This window comes from Buttiauxella gaviniae (assembly GCF_040786275.1).
Taxonomy (GTDB): domain Bacteria; phylum Pseudomonadota; class Gammaproteobacteria; order Enterobacterales; family Enterobacteriaceae; genus Buttiauxella; species Buttiauxella gaviniae_A.
Window position 1 is genome coordinate 1,551,871 of sequence record NZ_JBFMVT010000002.1, and the last position, 17,635, is coordinate 1,569,505.

Annotated in this window: 18 protein-coding genes; 5 read left to right on the forward strand and 13 right to left on the reverse strand. The window is 50.7% G+C overall.

Annotated elements, in window-relative coordinates; genetic code table 11:
* Window positions 1-188 precede the first annotated feature (188 nt).
* Window positions 189-368, forward strand: coding sequence for a YhfL family protein (locus AB1E22_RS07890; RefSeq protein ID WP_367594826.1), 180 nt, complete (start codon window positions 189-191; stop codon window positions 366-368).
* A gap of 102 nt (window positions 369-470) precedes the next feature.
* On the opposite strand, the gene trpS is transcribed toward AB1E22_RS07890, so the two are convergent.
* From trpS to pilM, 12 genes are all read right to left on the reverse strand, one after another.
* Entirely contained in the window at window positions 471-1,475 is a 1,005-nt protein-coding gene (gene trpS / locus AB1E22_RS07895; protein ID WP_367594827.1) for a tryptophan--tRNA ligase, read from the reverse strand.
* Complete coding sequence (locus tag AB1E22_RS07900; RefSeq protein ID WP_367594828.1) at window positions 1,468-2,181, reverse strand: phosphoglycolate phosphatase; 714 nt, start codon at window positions 2,179-2,181, stop codon at window positions 1,468-1,470. The genes trpS and AB1E22_RS07900 overlap by 8 nt, the downstream gene beginning before the upstream one ends.
* Window positions 2,174-2,851, reverse strand: coding sequence for a ribulose-phosphate 3-epimerase (rpe, locus tag AB1E22_RS07905; protein WP_367594829.1), 678 nt, complete (start codon window positions 2,849-2,851; stop codon window positions 2,174-2,176). Before rpe ends, AB1E22_RS07900 begins: the two co-directional genes overlap by 8 nt.
* Window positions 2,852-2,896: 45 nt before the next feature.
* Window positions 2,897-3,715 (reverse strand): adenine-specific DNA-methyltransferase, encoded by an 819-nt coding sequence (gene dam, locus AB1E22_RS07910; RefSeq protein ID WP_367594830.1) that lies wholly within the window; start codon window positions 3,713-3,715, stop codon window positions 2,897-2,899.
* A gap of 64 nt (window positions 3,716-3,779) precedes the next feature.
* Complete coding sequence (gene damX, locus AB1E22_RS07915) at window positions 3,780-5,117, reverse strand: cell division protein DamX (RefSeq protein WP_367594831.1); 1,338 nt, start codon at window positions 5,115-5,117, stop codon at window positions 3,780-3,782.
* Window positions 5,118-5,214: 97 nt separating this feature from the next.
* Window positions 5,215-6,303 (reverse strand): 3-dehydroquinate synthase, encoded by a 1,089-nt coding sequence (aroB, locus tag AB1E22_RS07920; protein WP_367594832.1) that lies wholly within the window; start codon window positions 6,301-6,303, stop codon window positions 5,215-5,217.
* 59 nt (window positions 6,304-6,362) lie between these two features.
* Window positions 6,363-6,884 (reverse strand): shikimate kinase AroK, encoded by a 522-nt coding sequence (gene aroK, locus AB1E22_RS07925; protein ID WP_064542836.1) that lies wholly within the window; start codon window positions 6,882-6,884, stop codon window positions 6,363-6,365.
* Window positions 6,885-7,203: 319 nt separating this feature from the next.
* Window positions 7,204-8,469 (reverse strand): type IV pilus secretin PilQ, encoded by a 1,266-nt coding sequence (pilQ, locus tag AB1E22_RS07930; RefSeq protein WP_367594833.1) that lies wholly within the window; start codon window positions 8,467-8,469, stop codon window positions 7,204-7,206.
* Window positions 8,390-8,794, reverse strand: a complete 405-nt coding sequence (locus AB1E22_RS07935) for a HofP DNA utilization family protein (protein WP_367594834.1) — start codon at window positions 8,792-8,794, stop codon at window positions 8,390-8,392. The genes pilQ and AB1E22_RS07935 overlap by 80 nt, the downstream gene beginning before the upstream one ends.
* On the reverse strand, window positions 8,784-9,251 hold the full coding sequence (locus AB1E22_RS07940) for a hypothetical protein (RefSeq protein ID WP_367594835.1): 468 nt from the start codon (window positions 9,249-9,251) through the stop codon (window positions 8,784-8,786). Before AB1E22_RS07940 ends, AB1E22_RS07935 begins: the two co-directional genes overlap by 11 nt.
* The gene (locus AB1E22_RS07945; protein WP_367594836.1) at window positions 9,235-9,789 is read right to left on the reverse strand and encodes a PilN domain-containing protein; all 555 of its coding nucleotides are present in this window, start codon (window positions 9,787-9,789) and stop codon (window positions 9,235-9,237) included. The genes AB1E22_RS07940 and AB1E22_RS07945 overlap by 17 nt, the downstream gene beginning before the upstream one ends.
* Complete coding sequence (gene pilM / locus AB1E22_RS07950) at window positions 9,786-10,610, reverse strand: type IV pilus biogenesis protein PilM (protein ID WP_367594837.1); 825 nt, start codon at window positions 10,608-10,610, stop codon at window positions 9,786-9,788. Before pilM ends, AB1E22_RS07945 begins: the two co-directional genes overlap by 4 nt.
* A gap of 119 nt (window positions 10,611-10,729) precedes the next feature.
* Here pilM and mrcA point away from each other — a divergent pair, with 119 nt between their 5' ends.
* Entirely contained in the window at window positions 10,730-13,282 is a 2,553-nt protein-coding gene (mrcA, locus tag AB1E22_RS07955) for a peptidoglycan glycosyltransferase/peptidoglycan DD-transpeptidase MrcA (protein WP_367594838.1), read from the forward strand.
* A gap of 47 nt (window positions 13,283-13,329) precedes the next feature.
* On the opposite strand, the gene nudE is transcribed toward mrcA, so the two are convergent.
* On the reverse strand, window positions 13,330-13,890 hold the full coding sequence (nudE, locus tag AB1E22_RS07960; protein ID WP_367594839.1) for an ADP compounds hydrolase NudE: 561 nt from the start codon (window positions 13,888-13,890) through the stop codon (window positions 13,330-13,332).
* Window positions 13,891-14,218: 328 nt separating this feature from the next.
* Here nudE and AB1E22_RS07965 point away from each other — a divergent pair, with 328 nt between their 5' ends.
* Genes AB1E22_RS07965 through hslR form a run of 3 tightly spaced genes read left to right on the forward strand, consistent with a single transcriptional unit; the run spans window position 14,219 to window position 17,502 of the window.
* Window positions 14,219-16,360: an intracellular growth attenuator family protein gene (locus AB1E22_RS07965; RefSeq protein ID WP_367594840.1), complete on the forward strand. Its 2,142-nt coding sequence runs from the start codon at window positions 14,219-14,221 to the stop codon at window positions 16,358-16,360.
* A 60-nt stretch (window positions 16,361-16,420) separates the two neighbouring features.
* Window positions 16,421-17,101, forward strand: coding sequence for a GMP/IMP nucleotidase (gene yrfG / locus AB1E22_RS07970; RefSeq protein WP_367594841.1), 681 nt, complete (start codon window positions 16,421-16,423; stop codon window positions 17,099-17,101).
* Entirely contained in the window at window positions 17,101-17,502 is a 402-nt protein-coding gene (gene hslR / locus AB1E22_RS07975; RefSeq protein WP_367594842.1) for a ribosome-associated heat shock protein Hsp15, read from the forward strand. The genes yrfG and hslR overlap by 1 nt, the downstream gene beginning before the upstream one ends.
* The last annotated feature ends 133 nt before the right edge of the window (window positions 17,503-17,635 follow it).

Consider the following 17,635-nt stretch of genomic DNA (forward strand, 5'->3'; position numbering starts at 1 on the left):
CATCTTTTGAAAAAGGCTCGTTATATATTATGGCGAGCCTTTTTTATTTATGTTTTTTTAATAAGCAAAGGAAATCGTGTATTCAGGCAGTAAGATTCCGGACTTAGCAATGTCATTAGTAGCTCCTATACTGAGCAGCCTTTTTTATATGTAAATATCGTTTCTATTACTAATGACATGGAATCAAAATGATTAAATTCGTGAAAGTCGCCGTCCTCTTTACCGCAGTAGCAACTCTTACCGCATGCTCTGGCCACGTTGAAAATAAAGACAAAAGCTGTGGATATGATTATTTCCTGCATCCAGCTATCTCTATATCTAAAATCATTGGCGGTTGCGGACCCGCGGTGGAACAACCTGTTAAATAGTTCGCAAAAATACATCACCCTTTCACAAGGGTGATGTATTTAATGTTCGCAGAATCAACAGAAATACTCCCCAGACAGGAAGAGTATATTAGCGGTGGGTTATTAAGGCTGGGCCACAAACCCAATCACGTCATAAACTTTCTTCAACGTAGCGCTCGCATGTGCACGCGCTTTCTCTGCCCCGTCTTTCATCACTTGCTGCAAGTAGGCTTCATCGTTACGGAAACGGTAAAAACGTTCCTGCAACTCGGTCAACATGCCGGATACCGCCTCAGCAACTTCACCTTTCAGATGGCCATACATTTTGCCTTCAAACTGCTGTTCGAGTTCCGGGATAGATTTACCCGTTACGCCCGCCAGGATGTCCAACATGTTGGAGACACCCGCTTTGTTAGCGGTGTCGTAGCGCACAACAGGCGGCTCGTCTGAGTCAGTTACCGCACGTTTGATTTTCTTCACTACCGCTTTCGGGTCTTCCAGCAGGCCGATAACGTTGTTGCGGTTATCATCTGACTTAGACATTTTCTTGGTTGGCTCAAGCAGAGACATCACACGCGCGCCGGATTTCGGGATAAACGGCTCTGGTACTTTGAACACATCGCCATACAGCGCATTGAAACGCGCAGCGATGTCGCGACTCAGTTCCAGGTGCTGTTTCTGATCTTCGCCCACCGGCACCAGGTTGGTCTGGTACAGCAGAATGTCGGCGGCCATCAATACCGGGTAGTCAAACAAACCGGCGTTGATATTCTCGGAATAGCGGGAAGACTTGTCTTTAAACTGAGTCATGCGGCTCAGTTCGCCGAAATAGGTGTAGCAGTTCAGCACCCAGCCCAACTGTGCATGTTCTGGCACATGGGACTGTACGAAGATGGTGCTTTTAGCCGGATCAATACCACAAGCCAGATACAGCGCCAGCGTATCGAGTGTACGCTTACGCAATTGTGCCGCATCCTGACGTGCGGTAATCGCATGCTGGTCTACGATGCAGTAAATGCATTCGTAATCGTCTTGCATATGGACCCACTGACGCAGCGCACCCATGTAGTTACCGATGGTCAATTCACCTGATGGCTGTGCGCCACTAAAGACGATGGGCTTACTCATGTTCTGATTCCTGATGTTCTTTGTTAGAGAGCCCTAATGCGGGCAATAACTCGTTGAAATGGTTAAATACGTAATCGGGCTTGCTCAACTCGATGGATTCACCGTAGTTGTAGCCGTAGGTCAGGCCGATGGAACAACATCCTGCCGCCTGTGCTGCAAGAATATCGTTGCGGGAATCGCCCACAAACAGCAATTCTTCTGCGCTCAAATTCAACTGTTCCATCACTTTGTGTAGCGCTTCAGGATGCGGCTTTTTATTTTCCACATCGTCGCCACCAATAATGACCTTGAAGTAATGCGCGATGCCTAATCTTTCCAGCATCGGTAAGACAAACGGAGTCGGCTTGTTAGTTACCAGCCCCATTGGAAGACCTTTTTCCGCCAAAACCGCCAGGGTATTAGCCACTTCCGGGAACAGGAAGCTGCCTTCTTCCGTGGTTTGTGCGTAGAAGGTATCAAATAATTTGCGTGCCATACGGCATTTATCGGCTTCGGGTTCTTCGCCTTTTAACGCCCATGTGAGCGCGCGCTGAACCAGCACATCGGCACCGTTGCCAATCCACTTTTCGACTTTATCTTCACCCGCAGTCGGCAACTCCAGCGCATAGAGCGCCTGGTCCAGGGCCTCGGTCAGACCCAGCGCGGTGTCAACCAACGTACCGTCTAAATCAAAGGCGATACCGCGAATTTTATTTAACTTATCCATGACTTACCTTTGCCAACTCACTACGCATATGATCAATAACGGCTTTGTAATCTGGCTGATTGAAAATGGCTGAACCCGCGACAAACATATCCGCGCCTGCTGCAGCAATTTCAGCAATATTGTCAGCCTTAACGCCACCGTCCACTTCCAGACGAATGTCATAGCCAGAAGCATCAATACGCTCACGCACCTGGCGCAATTTTTCCAGCGTATGAGGAATAAATGACTGACCGCCAAACCCTGGGTTTACGGACATCAGCAAAATAACATCCAGCTTATCCATCACATGATCAAGCCAACTAAGCGATGTAGCCGGGTTAAACACCAGGCCCGCTTTGCAGCCATGCTCTTTAATCAGTTGGAGGGAACGGTCGACGTGCTCAGAGGCTTCGGGGTGGAAAGTGATGATGTTGGCACCCGCCGCGGCAAAATCCGGAATAATACGGTCAACGGGTTTTACCATCAGATGCACGTCAATAGGGGCAGTAATACCGTAATCGCGCAAGGCTTTTAACACCATCGGGCCGATGGTGAGGTTAGGTACATAATGGTTATCCATAACATCGAAATGGACGACATCCGCACCAGCAGCCAGCACCGCCGCCGTGTCTTCACCCAGGCGGGCAAAATCGGCTGAGAGGATTGAGGGGGCAATCAAAAACTGTTTCATCCGCTTCTCCAATAGCAAATCATTAACGACTGCGGACGAAACGGCTCAGGCATTCACTTTATAAAGTGCCAGCAGTTCGTCCACCTTGTTACGCGTTCCGCCATTTCGGCTAATACTGCGTCGCACTTGCACCACATGCAGTTTTGCCTGTTGGTACCATAACCGAGTGAGTTCCGTGTCATGGTTAGAAATCAGCACCGGAATGCGATTTTCCTGCAAATCTTCGGCTAGCTGCGCGAGGTGTTGCTGCTGCACAGCGTTAAAGCTGTCGGTGTGATACGCAGTAAAATTAGCCGTTGCAGACAAAGGCGCGTAAGGCGGATCGCAATAGACCACCGATCCCGGGGCAACATCTGCCATGCTGACATCATACGACTGACACAAGAATGTGGCGTTTTGTGCTCGTTCGGCAAAATGATACAACTCTTCTTCAGGGAAGTAGGGTCTGATGTAGCGGCCAAACGGGACATTGAATTCACCACGTAGGTTATAACGACAAAGGCCGTTGTAACAATGGCGATTCAGATATAAAAACAGCAGCGCGCGACGAAACTCATCTTTGCACTGATTAAATTCGGTACGATTCAGATAGAACGCCTGCTCATCGTTTTGCGCGGCGCTAAAGAGTTTTCGAGACTCCTGAACGTACTCATCCGTGCGAGTTTTGACGATATTGTAGAGGTTTATCAGATCGCTATTAATATCTGCGAGGATATAACGGGAGTAATCAGTATTCAGAAAGACTGAGCCGGCGCCGACAAACGGCTCAATCAGACAATCACCTTTCGGCAGATACCTTTTAATGTCTTCGAGCAGGGGGTATTTCCCCCCCGCCCATTTCAGAAAAGCGCGATTTTTTTTCATGCTGCCTAACTATTTACACCTTTTCCTGCTGTGGAAAGGTTCCAACAGCGGCTGCGCTTGTTCATCACTTCAGATCAGACTGAACCTGATGGATAGGTTTTGCCCATGGGTTCTTGGCCTGTACATCTGCTGGCAATGTTGCAACGGCACGTTTAGCTTCATCTTTGTTGGCATAGATGCCGCTAACCAACACATACCATGGCTGACCATTACGTACAGTCTGGTAGACCATATAGTGTTGCAGATTCTCTTTCTTAGCCCATGCATTCAAGTTTGCTGAGTTAGAAGAAGAGCTGAGCTGCAAGGTGTAATGGCTACCTGGCGCGCCTTTAAGTGCGCTTACATCGCCAGAAACCGCGCCGCCTGCCGCAGCTGCAACAGGTGCTGTTGCAGTTGCTTTTGGTGCTTGAGCAGTTGCTGCTGGTGTAGTAGTGGTTGCTTTAGGTGCCACGGCGGTAGCGGGTGCTTTAACCGGAGCGGTTGAAGTCGCCGCTGGTGCAGTAACTGGCTCGCTACGTTTCGCGGTCGCTACCGGTTTTGATTCCGTTTCGGTACTTTTCGCGGCAGGCTGTTGCTTCGCAGGCTGAGCTTTATGCTGCGGCTCAATCACCGTTGTTTTACGTTCCTGACGAGGAGCTGCTTGCTTCGCAGGCTCTGATTTCGCTACCTGGCGCGGAGCCGTTGTTGCACCATTGCTACCGGCAACGGCCGCAACAGTTGCAGGCGCCGTTGGTAAAGTAGAGCTGGTTACCGCGTTATCAATCTGGCCTGATTGTTGAGTCAGAGCATTATTCAGATCGCCCGGGACTTCAACACGCTGCTGCCCCTGAGGTGCAGGCTGAGTTTGTGCATCAGTTGGGGTAGAAGAGATAGCAGGAAGCGTCACTTCTTGTGGGTTACCTGCATTTTCTGTCTGATTAACCGCAGACGTCGAACCCGGTTGAGGTTGTGCACCATTAGCCTGATCGGCAGTATTGCCATTCGCACCAGACAAATCGATATTTTTCTCAGCACCCGGTTGCTGCTGTGCAGTTTCAGTGGTGTCTGAAGGAGCTTTCAGGGCCGAGCCGATGCCGATGATCAACAGCAGCAGGACAAGAATACCAATGCCCATCATGATGTGTTGGCGGGAGACCGGAACTTTCTGTTTAGCGGATTTTTTACGAGCACGTGCCGGACGACGTTCTGAGGATTCTACCTGAAGTTCCTCATCATCATTTTCATACTCTTCTTCGTCACGAGAACGGCGAGAACGCGCAGGACGAGGTTCCTCGGCGTCTAACTCAACATCATCGACATTGATTTGCGGCTCATTGTCGCGCTCATCAGCTTTACGGGAACGGTTTGAACGACGATCGCTAGGATCGGGTTTCAGCTCGTCTTCCGGTTTAAACTCATCCATTTAACACCCCACTCAAAGGCATGTGCCAGTGATTCGAACTCAGCACATAACCCGAAGTTAAAAATCGCCTGATTTCAGCGACCGAAATTTCTAATAATTAAGCCTGCTGACAATCAGCAATAGCGGACAAAACGACATCGTGTGGCACTCCGCCACGCACTTCACTCTTCCCGATTGCCAGTGGCAACACTAAGCGCAGCTCACCAGCCAAAACTTTCTTATCACGCAACATGTGGGGCATATACGCGTCTGCTGACATTTCTTTCGGCCCGGTAACCGGTAGCCCGGCTCGTTGCAGCAGTTTAATGATTCGCTGCACATCTGCCTCACTGAAGTTCCCGAGACGCTGTGCTGTACGTGCGGCCATTACCATACCTGCAGCAACAGCTTCACCATGCAGCCAGTTGCCATAGCCCATCTCAGCTTCTATAGCGTGACCAAAGGTGTGACCCAAATTCAGTAAAGCACGTAAGCCGCTTTCGCGCTCGTCAGCGGCAACAACTTCTGCTTTCAGCTCACAACAACGGCGAATACACCAGGACATCGCTTTACCATCGAGGGCAAGCAACGCATCCAGGTTTTCCTCAAGCCAGTTGAAGAATTCACCGTCGAGGATAATGCCGTACTTAATCACTTCCGCCAGGCCAGACGCCAACTCCCGCGCCGGTAAAGTATTGAGACAGTCAAGATCCACCACTACCGAAGCAGGCTGGTAGAACGCGCCAATCATATTTTTACCGAGGGGATGGTTAACGGCTGTTTTACCGCCAACAGAAGAATCCACTTGCGAAAGCAATGTGGTTGGAACTTGAATAAAACGTACGCCGCGTTGATAACTCGCCGCAGCAAAGCCAGTCAGGTCACCGATGACACCACCGCCGAGGGCAATAAGTGTCGTGTCACGACCGTGTGGCTTTTCAAGCAACGCAGTAAAGACAGTGTCTAATACAGCGAGGCTTTTAAATTGTTCGCCATCCGGAAGGATGACGGAATCGACTTTAACGCCCGCTTGCTCCAGCACGCCACGCACCTTTTCCAGGTAGAGCGGCGCCAGGGTTTCATTGGTCACCAGCATCGTCTGGTCGCCAGCTTTCAGCGGCCCAAAAGATGCCGAGTCACTAAATAACCCAGCAGCAATGGTGATAGGGTAACTACGTTCCCCGAGAGTGACTGTTAACCTCTCCATAACGCGAAGTCCACCTTGATGTTGCTTAGCCCGCAGGCGTTAATTCGATTAAGCCAGAATCAGTTGCTTTCCAACATATGAATAATCTGGTTAGCAACCACTTTGGCACTTTGGTCGTCGGTGCGAATCGTCACATCAGCAATCTCTTCATAAAGAGGATTGCGTTCCTGAGCTAACGCTTCAAGAACTTCACGCGGTGGAGTCTCAACTTGCAGCAGTGGGCGTTTTTTATCACGCTGTGTACGAGCAAGCTGTTTTTCAATTGTGGTTTCAAGATACACCACAACTCCACGGGCGGAGAGACGGTTACGGGTCTCACGAGACTTCACAGAGCCGCCGCCAGTTGCCAGCACAATGCCCTGTTTTTCAGTGAGTTCGTTGATGATTTTTTCTTCGCGATCGCGGAAGCCGTCTTCGCCTTCAACGTCGAATACCCAGCCCACATCAGCTCCGGTACGTTTCTCAATCTCTTGATCAGAATCGAAAAATTCCATATTGAGTTGCTGAGCTAACTGACGCCCAATAGTGCTTTTGCCGGCACCCATAGGCCCAACCAGAAAGATATTGCGTTTCTCTGCCATTTTTTCGGTACTACTAAGACAATTCGTTGATGATAAACCCGCCCTGTTACAACCAGGTGCAGCGGGACATGAACTGAAACCTCATAAGCGATAGTGCGAGAGTCAGACTGAAAATTATCTCAATACTCAAGGTAGTTTGGCAACCGATTATATTCCCCCGCGTCGCTATGGAGTCGAAAACGCATAAATCAGGGTTATCTGTCACAAGACTTGAGCAACCAGCCTCTCGAAACGGTACACCTTGTAAGCTAATTCCTCTCTGGCGTCAAACACCTGGGCACCGTTTCACAGAAAAACTCCACAATGATGAAACAAAACGCTACGGAACAGGGATAAGTCGTGGCGTAATAAATACCACTAACTCGCGACGTTGATGGTTCTTTGCATCATGGCGAAGCAGGCTCCCGACCAGTGGTAACGAGCCTAGAACAGGAACGATATCGCTGCTGTCTTTATTGTGTTGCTGGAAGATTCCACCCAAAGCAAGGGTTTCACCATTTTTTACCGCGACGACGGTTTCAATCTCCTGCTTATCAATCGCCAGCACTTCGCCATCGGCTTGCTGGATGCTTCGGCCCGGCATATTTTGGCTAATACGCAGCTTTAAGTGGATATTGCCGTGGGGCTGAATCGTCGGCGTAACTTCCATCCCTAAAACCGCCTCTTTAAATTCAATGGCTGTAGCCCCGCTTTCGCCGCTGGAAACCTGGTAAGGAATTTCAGTGCCTTGTTTAATGCTGGCAGGTTGTTGATGCGCGGCCATCAGGCGCGGGCTGGCGATAATCTCCAGTTGCTGCTGTTGCTCCAGAGCCGATAACTCCATTTCCAGCAGCCGCCCATCGATGCGGGCAATGTTGAAACCTACTTTTGTGCTGGCGGTACTGACGGAAAGATCCGCCGAAATGCCCGTCGGCTGATAGAGTTTGCTTTCACCCGCCGATTCTGCCGCAGACCACTTCACACCCAGCTCACGGAGCTTATCCTTATTAATAGTGACGATATGCGCCTCGATTTCCACCTGCCCGATGGGTAAATCCATCTCCTTAACCCAATCTGCAAGCTGTTTGAGCACCATTTTATTATCACTAACAATCAATCGATTAGTCCGTTTATCGACGATAAGATTTCCCTGAGGGCTTAACAGCTTATTACCCGTCGATTTTAATGCCGCTGCAAGTTCAGCAACATCAGCATGATGTGGGGCAAAAACCTGGTGCAACATCGGCTGGTCAAGCTGCTGCTGTTTACGTTGTTCTGCGGCAGAGGCTTGTTGTTCCCGCAGGCGGGCTTTGGGCAAAATCTGAATAACATTTCCTTCCCGTTGCTGGCTCAGTTCCGCTGTGTTCAACACCAACTGGAACGCCTGTTTCCACGGGACGTTAATCAAATTGAGGGACAGTACGCCTTCCACGCCGGGTGCGATCATCAGGTTGATATTTTGGCTTTCAGCCATTGCCTGTAAAACCTGTGCAACTGGCGCGTTATCTAGCACCATTGAAATACCTTTATCTACCTGATTTGTCTGATTCGCCTGGCTTGCGAATGGCAGAGCCAGAGTCAGAAGTAATACCCGAATCCATGGCATATGTTTTTCCTTTTAGTTCCCAACGGTAAGAAGAGGGTTGGCAGGCAAGCTCAAGCCTGGCGTTTACAAAACCCGTTCCGATACTTTCAATTTTCGCCCCTGGTATAAGCTCCATATCAACCTTCATTCGCCGCCATGCACCTTGCGGGCTAAGCATTAACGCCGTATTTGTCCTCGGCGAACTGATCACCCCCTGCAGTACCCAGGTGGAAAGTTGCCCGGTCAGTTTTTCACAAGGGGAGATTTGCGGCTGAAAAGGGTTGGGTGGCATCGCCCACACGGGTGCCATCGCTATGAAAAATCCCCAACAAAGGCTACGGTTCATGAGGAAACTCCATCGTCAGTGCAAGTTTCAGCCAGTCACCTTCAGGCGTGACAGTGAATGAATGTCCAGCCACAACGCGATATGCCGCAAGCCTGGCAAATAAGCCGGGTAATTTTTCCCATGGAACGCGCATTTCCAGAGCGCCCTGCTTTTCATCAGGTTGCCACTTCACCAGTTGCCCATTTGCCAGCGCAACAAACTCCGTAACGGAAAACACCGGAGACTTGGGCTCCATAAGCGGCTGTTCTTCTGACGTAAGCTGACGGATTTTTCTTCGCAACTCAGAGATTCGCTGGCCCGTTTGCTCGTTTTCAGCGGTTAGCTGCAGCCCCCGCAAATGCTGCGGGCGAATAAGGGACAACCATGCCACAAGAGCGATTGAGAGGATGACGCCAACAAACAACGCCAGGCGCAGCCAGCTTGGGCCACTCAACCAACGTTCAATTAGCCACGGCATTTGCCACCTCAGATAGCGTTAACGTAAAAGTAAACCCAAACCCGCCTGCGGCTTCGTGCTGGAGCGCTCCGGCTTTCACACCAGAAATGCCTTCGAGCTGCGCGAGCCCCTCCTCCAGACGAAGCATATCGTCCAGAACAGGTGCGTGGCCTTTCACAACGCATTGTCCTTTTTGCAGCGTTAAGGATGATAGCCATGCCCCTGCCGGTAAAATTTCAGCTATCCGTAATAATCGCCTTTCCCACAACTGAATTGCACGCTGCTGTACATCGCGAATTTGCTGTAAAAGCCGCTCTTTTTGGTGTTTTTCAGCAACGACCTGCCGCTGCTGAAACACGCGTTGCAAAGCGGAATGGGTATTCACCAGGTAGGCGTTTTGCGCCTGTCGCACGTTGTTCTCCCCGGCCGATAACAATCGCGCGTAGAGGATCCCAAAAAGCACAATGAATAAAACCAGAGCCAGCAGCACAACCCAACGATGTGCTCGCTGCTGGCGCAATGCCTGACGCCAGGGGAGTAAATTAATCAACGGCGTCATCTGGATACCCTGCAAATAGCCAGACCGATAGCAACGGTAAAAATTCCTCCATGACGCGGTAATGGCGGTTGCAGACGTGAAAACGTGCGCCATGCGTCCAACGGTAATACCCCCTCGGGAAGCGGGGCGGGCAGCGCATCACTTAACGCAATAAGCTCAGGCCCTGTTTTCAACTGCTGGCATAAGTCGAAAATCGTCGGTGTGGCCTGAGTATCGGCCCATCCCCAGCGGGGAGGAGTATCGGTGGAAGCCCACAGCCAGTGATTACCTTCGTGGTGAACCAAATACTGGCATTTCTCCAATTGGCACGGCGTAACCAAAGCCGGTAATGCACAGGCTCCTGGGGTCAACGCTGCTGGATAAAGCCTTATCGCGGCCAGGCTTTTTAGCAACGCAGCGACATCTGTCTGACGTGCAGCTACTATCAAATGCGGGGCAGCTACATCTTGTGACGGTAAATAATCCCAACACAATTGCCCCAGAGACATTTGCAACTGCCTCGCCGTTGCGGAGGAGATATAAGCCTCACATGCCGGTTCAGCCAGGCGCATATCCGGGGCGGGTACCGAACGTTGCAAGGTGCGCTGTGTAGGAAAAGAGACGCGAAGCTGGTGGCGTACAGGTAACTCTTTTCGCCAGTCTGCCAGGGTTTTAGTGAAAGCCTCCGCGTTCATTAATAAACCATCGCGAAAGGTTCCTTCGGGTAATGAAATCTGCCACCAGTGCCTGAGCTGCCAGCCTTGCCGCTGCCGTTGAACAGCTACGGCACGAATACTTTCATGCTGAATATCCAGGCCTATTTGCCAGGTTGCGAACATCATGATTACGACCTCCTTATCTCCGTACGAGGAAAATGCCATACCAATGCCACTGGCTTGCCTTTATACTACCGCGCGGTTGTTTATAAACTGCCCAATGGAAACGTAATGGGAAATTTAAGGTGAAGTTCGTAAAGTATTTATTAATCCTTGCAGTGTGTTGCATTCTGCTGGGAGCAGGCTCGATCTTCGGGCTCTACAAATTTATTGAGCCGCAGTTGCCTGACGTCGCCACGCTGAAAGATGTGCGACTCCAGATTCCTATGCAGGTTTATAGCGCCGATGGCGAGTTAATCGCCCAATACGGTGAAAAACGCCGTATTCCCGTCACGCTCAATCAAATCCCGCCGGTCATGGTGAAAGCCTTTATTGCGACCGAGGACAGCCGTTTCTACGAACACCACGGCGTTGACCCCGTCGGGATTTTCCGCGCTGCAAGCGTGGCGCTGTTTTCCGGCCATGCTTCTCAGGGTGCAAGCACCATTACGCAGCAGTTAGCGCGTAACTTCTTTTTGAGCCCTGAACGCACATTGATGCGTAAGATAAAAGAAGTGTTCCTGGCGATTCGCATTGAACAGCTGCTGACTAAAGATGAAATTCTCGAGCTTTATCTCAACAAGATTTATCTCGGCTACCGCGCTTATGGCGTCGGTGCCGCCGCTCATGTCTATTTTGGTAAATCAGTCGACCAGCTTTCGCTGAGTGAAATGGCAGTGATTGCCGGTTTGCCAAAAGCGCCTTCTACTTTTAACCCACTTTATTCACTCGATCGTGCCACTTCGCGTCGCAATGTGGTGTTATCACGTATGTTGAGCGAAAACTACATTACGCAAGCGCAATACGACGAAGCGCGTAATCAGGCGATTGATGCCAACTACCACGCACCAGAAATCGCGTTTGCAGCACCTTACCTTTCTGAACTGGTGCGCCAGGATATGGTCGCGCGTTACGGTGAAAAAGCTTACGAAGATGGTTATAAGGTTTACACCACCATCACCCGTAAAACCCAGCAGGCCGCGCAGCAAGCCGTTCGCAACAACGTAATGGCTTACGATATGCGTCATGGTTACCGTGGCCCATCAAATGTGCTGTGGAAAGTGGGTGAAACACCGTGGGATAAAACGAAGATTGTCGATTCGTTAAAAAACCTGCCGGTCTACGGCCCGCTTTTCCCGGCGGTAGTCACGGAAACGTCAACTAACGAAGCTACAGCGTTAATGGCTGACGGCAGCGCCGTTTCCATCAGCATGGATGGCATGCGCTGGGCGCGCCCTTATCGATCTGATACTGCCCAAGGCCCAACGCCGCGTAAAGTGACGGACGTGGTCCAGTCGGGTCAACAAATTTGGGTGCGTAAAGTCGATGAAAGCTGGTGGCTTGGGCAAGTCCCGGACGTGAACTCCGCTCTGGTGTCGATTAATCCGAACAACGGCGCGGTCGTCGCTCTGGTGGGCGGGTTTGATTTCAATCAGAGCAAGTTCAACCGTGCAACGCAGGCGTTACGTCAGGTTGGCTCTAACATCAAACCCTTCCTCTACACGGCGGCAATGGATAAAGGTCTAACGCTTGCGAGCGTGCTGAACGATGTGCCTATTTCTCGCTGGGATGCAGGTGCGGGTTCCGACTGGCGTCCGAAAAACTCCCCGCCTGAATACGCAGGCCCAATTCGATTACGTCAGGGTCTGGGGCAGTCGAAAAACGTAGTGATGGTGCGGGCAATGCGTGCGATGGGCGTAGACTACGCCGCCGAATATCTGCAACGCTTTGGCTTCCCTGCTGAAAACATTGTGCATACCGAATCCCTCGCATTAGGTTCAGCCTCATTTACCCCGATGCAAGTGGCGCGCGGCTACTCCGTGATGGCTAACGGTGGCTTCCTGGTTGATCCGTACTATATCTCTAAAATTGAGAATGAAATCGGTGGGACTATATTTGAAGCAAACCCAAAAGTGGCCTGCCCTGACTGTGATATTCCGGTGATTTACGGCGAAACGCCGAAATCTAACGTTCTGGAAAATCAGGATGTAGAAGACGTCGCGCAATCTGAAGAGAAGCAAAACGCCAGCGTTCCCATGCCAAAACTTGAGCAAGCGAATAGCGAACTGGTCGCTCAGAGCAGCCCGCCTGAATATGCGCCCCACGTCATTAATACGCCGTTGGCGTTCCTGATTAAAAGTGCGCTTAACTCGAATATCTTCGGAGAACCAGGCTGGCAAGGCACTGGCTGGCGCGCAGGTCGCGATCTTAAACGTAATGATATCGGCGGTAAAACGGGCACCACAAACAGTTCCAAAGACGCCTGGTTCTCAGGTTACGGCCCTGGTGTGGTCACTTCGGTCTGGATTGGTTTTGACGATCATCGCCGCGATCTTGGACGGACATCTGCTTCAGGGGCCATCAAAGATCAGATCTCAGGCTATGAAGGTGGGGCAAAAAGTGCCCAGCCAGCATGGGATGAGTTTATGAAAGCGGCGCTGGAAGGTGTGCCGGAAGAGCCATTAACGCCGCCGCCGGGTGTCGTCACCGTGAATATTGACCGTTACACCGGGCAATTAGCAAATGGCGGAAGTAGTCGCCCAGAATTCTTTATTGAGGGTACCCAACCGACGCAGCAAGCGCTGCATGAGGTAGGGACAACGATCATTGATAACGGCGAAAGCCACGAACTGTTCTGATTATTTGTGGTAGCCCGTCTCAAGGTGAGGCGGGCTACAAAAGAAAGCTATAAACGTCCCTGCTCTTTCAGCCATTCCCGTACCAGGAAAAGCGCACTCACATTTCGCGCCTCGCTAAAATCTTCTTCATCAAGCAAATCAAGTAACGATTCCAGCGGCCAGCGTACCTGCGGCAACTCTTCTGGTTCGTCACCCTCCAGAGATTCTGGATAGAGATCTTCAGCAATCACAATATTCATTTTGCTGGAGAAATAGGACGGAGCCATAGTCAGCTTTTTCAAAAACGTGAGCTGATTTGCGCCGAAGCCCACCTCTTCTTTAAGCTCACGGTTTGCCGCTTCAAAGACGGTTTCACCCGGGTCAATCAGCCCCTTAGAAAAACCAAGCTCATAGGATTCCGTGCCAACCGCGTATTCCCGGATCAAAATCAAATGGTTATCAACGATAGGGACTATCATTACAGCTTCGCGGGCAGACGGCCGCATACGCTCATAAACACGGCGCACACCGTTGCTGAATTCCAGGTCCACCGTTTCGACATTGAACAGCCGTGAACGGGCCACGGTTTCAACATGTAAGATGGTCGGTTTTTGTAATGGTTTACTCATCGTGGCTGGGCTAACAGTGAATGCAGGTATCTCATTGTGCGTTATGCCCCATATCTCGCGCAACGGACATTGGTTATTATTTACATTTTTGCAACTTTAAGTAAATTTTCAAAGCCTCTGAAACTTGTCAATAGGTCGAAAATGAAATAGGAATTTGCTGATATTTCTCGTAAAGTCGCTTTGCTAACATTATGTTACAGCAGGCTATACAGATAAAAATGTCTCAAGATTGAGGCCATGCCTGCCGATAATGTTTTTACACCCGCATGCTGTAAGGGGTGCAACTTGCTGCGTTTTAATAAGAAAACCAGTGTTTGATGGGGAAGGCATGAGCACCTTATTACTTCTTTTAGCTGCTATGCTGGCCTGCATCTTAATTGCGGGGTGGCTCATCTGGCGCAGCCTGCGACTACGCGCTCGAGTTTCACAAACTCAATCCTTTAGTGGTGCAACGTCGCGCAAGCTAACCGCTGATGAACGCGCCGCAGTTGAAAACTACATTGAATCGTTAGACCGCACGCAGAATATTGTTGGCCCTTCTGGGGCCAGCGCAGGCCCAACTAAACTGGTCCTTAATGCGTTGAGCAACACCGCGCTTTCACTGACCCGCTCCATCACCCGCTATGGTTTATCAACAGACGACCCTAATAAGTGGCGCTATTACCTTGATTCTGTAGAGGTTCACCTTCCACCCTTCTGGGAACAGTACATCACCAACGATAACTACGTTGAATTGATTCGCACTGAAACCATGCCGTTGGTTATCTCCCTTAACGGGCACACGCTTATTGATTACAGCAGCGAATACCGCGGTTTCGCGCTGGAACAAAATCCTCATAGCCAGGCCTCTATTCGTGGTGAAGAAAGCGAACAAATTGAACTGCTGAATATTCGCCAGGAAACCCCCGAAGAGTACGCGTTAAGCCGCCCCGATGGGCTGCGCGAAGCCGCACTTATTTGCGTCGCCTTTATCATGCTGTTTTTGTGCCTGGTGACGCCTCCTGTCGTTTTGCCGTGGTTGATTGGCGGGGCTTTCATGCTGCTGGCTGCAAGTTTGTGGGGTTTGTTTGCTCCACCGGCTAAAAACGCACTGCGTGAAATTCACTGTTTGCGAGGAACACCCAAGCGCTGGGGGCTTTTTGGCGAGTCAAATCAGGATCAGATAAACAATATCTCTTTGGGAATCATTGATCTGATCTACCCTCCTCATTGGCAACCGTATGTGGCGCAAGATCTCGGGCAAAAAACCGATATTGATATTTATCTCGACCGCCATGTTCTGCGCCAGGGGCGCTTTCTGTCATTGCATGACGAAGTCCGTAATTTCCCTATCCAACACTGGGTACGCAATCTGGTGATTGCCGCCGGAAGTCTGATAGTTCTGATGATGCTCACCCTTTGGGTGCCGCTGGAGATGCCGCTGAAATTGAGCCTGTCATGGCTAAAGGGCGCGCAGACCATAGAAGCCACCACAGTTACCGATCTGGATAAAACCTCCCTGCGCGTTGGCGATACGTTGAAAGTAAACGGCACGGGTATGTGTAATATCCACACGCCAGGCAACTACCTCACGCGGCAAGGGTATCCGTTTACACCGTTCGACTGTTCACAAATTATCTGGAATAACGCGCAGGCTTTACCGCTTCCTGAGTCCGACATTATGGATAAAGCCACCGCTTTGACGCAGGCAGTTAGCGGGCAAATCCATCCGCAAACCAGCGAAGATTCCAAAGTGAATCCGCAATTGCGCAGCGCTATCCAAAAATCGGGCATGGTATTGCTGGATGATTTCGCGAGTATCGTCCTGAAAACGCAGGCGCTTTGCACCGCAGAAGATGAATGTGTGCGCCTTAAAAATGCGTTGGTAAACCTTGGCAATACTAAGGACTGGAACACGCTGACCAAAAAAGCCGATTCTGGAAAACTTACCGGGGTGAATGTCCTGCTTCGCCCGGTCAGCGCTGAGTCGCTCGATAATCTGGTCACCACCTCTACAGCCCCGTTCTTTATTCGTGAAACCGCGCGTGCGGCTCAGGGGCTTAATAGCCCGGCACCGGGCGGGTATGTGATTATAAATGACGAGGGCAGCGACTTGGTTGACCAGCCTTTGCCGCCGGTTCCGCTGTATGACATTCCCGCACAGGAACAATGGAGCGAATTCCAGCGCCTGGCTGAAATGCTGCTCAAAACCCCGTTTAGTGCTGAAGGAATTATTACCGGTATCCATCAGGATGCTAACGGAACACAGCACATCACCCTGCACAAAATCCCGGATACCAGCAGCTTGTGGCGTTACATCAGCACCGCATTACTGCTTATCAGTATGATTGCCTGTCTGGTGATTAACGGTGTGCTGGCGATTCGCCGCTACCGCCGCAGCCGCAGCCGCCTTGCGCAAATCCAGCAGTATTACGATAACTGCATGAATCCATCGTTAACCACAATCTCAGCCGTCCGTCCGCTGTTCTAAACTTCACGCGACAGGTTGTGCTAACCTGTCGCGCAGATTCTCTTAATCAGGCCTGAACCTATGCATATTGATATTGCCTGGCAGGATGTTGATACCGTATTGCTGGATATGGACGGTACGCTGCTGGATCTCGCGTTCGATAATCACTTCTGGCAAAAACTGGTGCCAGAAACGGTCAGTGAACTAAGATCTCTGCCACTGGATGAAGCCCATCAGCTGATCGCCCGCGAATATCACGCCGTGCAACATACGCTAAACTGGTACTGTCTGGATTACTGGAGTGAACGTCTGGGGTTGGATATTTGTGCCATGACCACGGCGCAGGGGCCAAACGCGGTGCTACGTGAAGATACCGTCCCGTTTCTTGATGCCCTGAAAGCCTGCGGCAAGCGTCGCATTTTACTGACGAACGCCCATCCCCATAATCTGGCCGTCAAACTTGAACATACCGGTTTGGCACAGCACCTTGATTTATTACTTTCCACCCACACATTTGGTTATCCGAAAGAAGATCAGCGGTTGTGGCAAGCCGTTGCCGAACACACGGGGCTGGAACCTGCGAGAACGCTATTTATTGATGATAGCGAACCAATTCTGGATTCCGCCGCGAAATTTGGCATTCGTTATTGCCTGGGTGTCACCAATCCAGATTCAGGCCAGGCCGACAAAACGTATCAACGTCATCCGGCATTGAACGACTATCGCCGACTACTCCCGAAGTTGATGTCTAAGGAGTCGTGATGAAAGAAAAAGCGTCTGACGGTGTGCGTCTCGACAAATGGCTGTGGGCGGCGCGTTTTTATAAAACCCGTGCCATTGCCCGAGAAATGGTGGAAGGCGGCAAAGTGCATTACAACGGGCAACGCAGCAAGCCGAGTAAAATCGTCGAACTGAATGCCATGCTGACACTGCGCCAGGGCAATGATGAGAAAACTGTCAAAGTGCTGGCGGTTACTGAGCAGCGTCGTCCGGCCTCTGATGCCTCACAGCTCTATGAAGAGACGCCCGAAAGCATTGCTAAGCGGGAAAAAGTGGCGCTGGCACGCAAGATGAATGCGCTGACTATGCCCCATCCCGATCGACGCCCGGATAAAAAAGAGCGTCGCGACTTGATGAAATTTAAACACGGTGGCAACGAATAGACCCAATAGATTTCGAGATGCAGGAAGGCAGCAAACGAGCGAATCCCGATGACCTTACTCAAGTAAGTGAGTCGGGTGAGCAAGAGCAGCTAACGCATCTGCAACTTGAAAGACGAAGGGTATAGCTGCCATC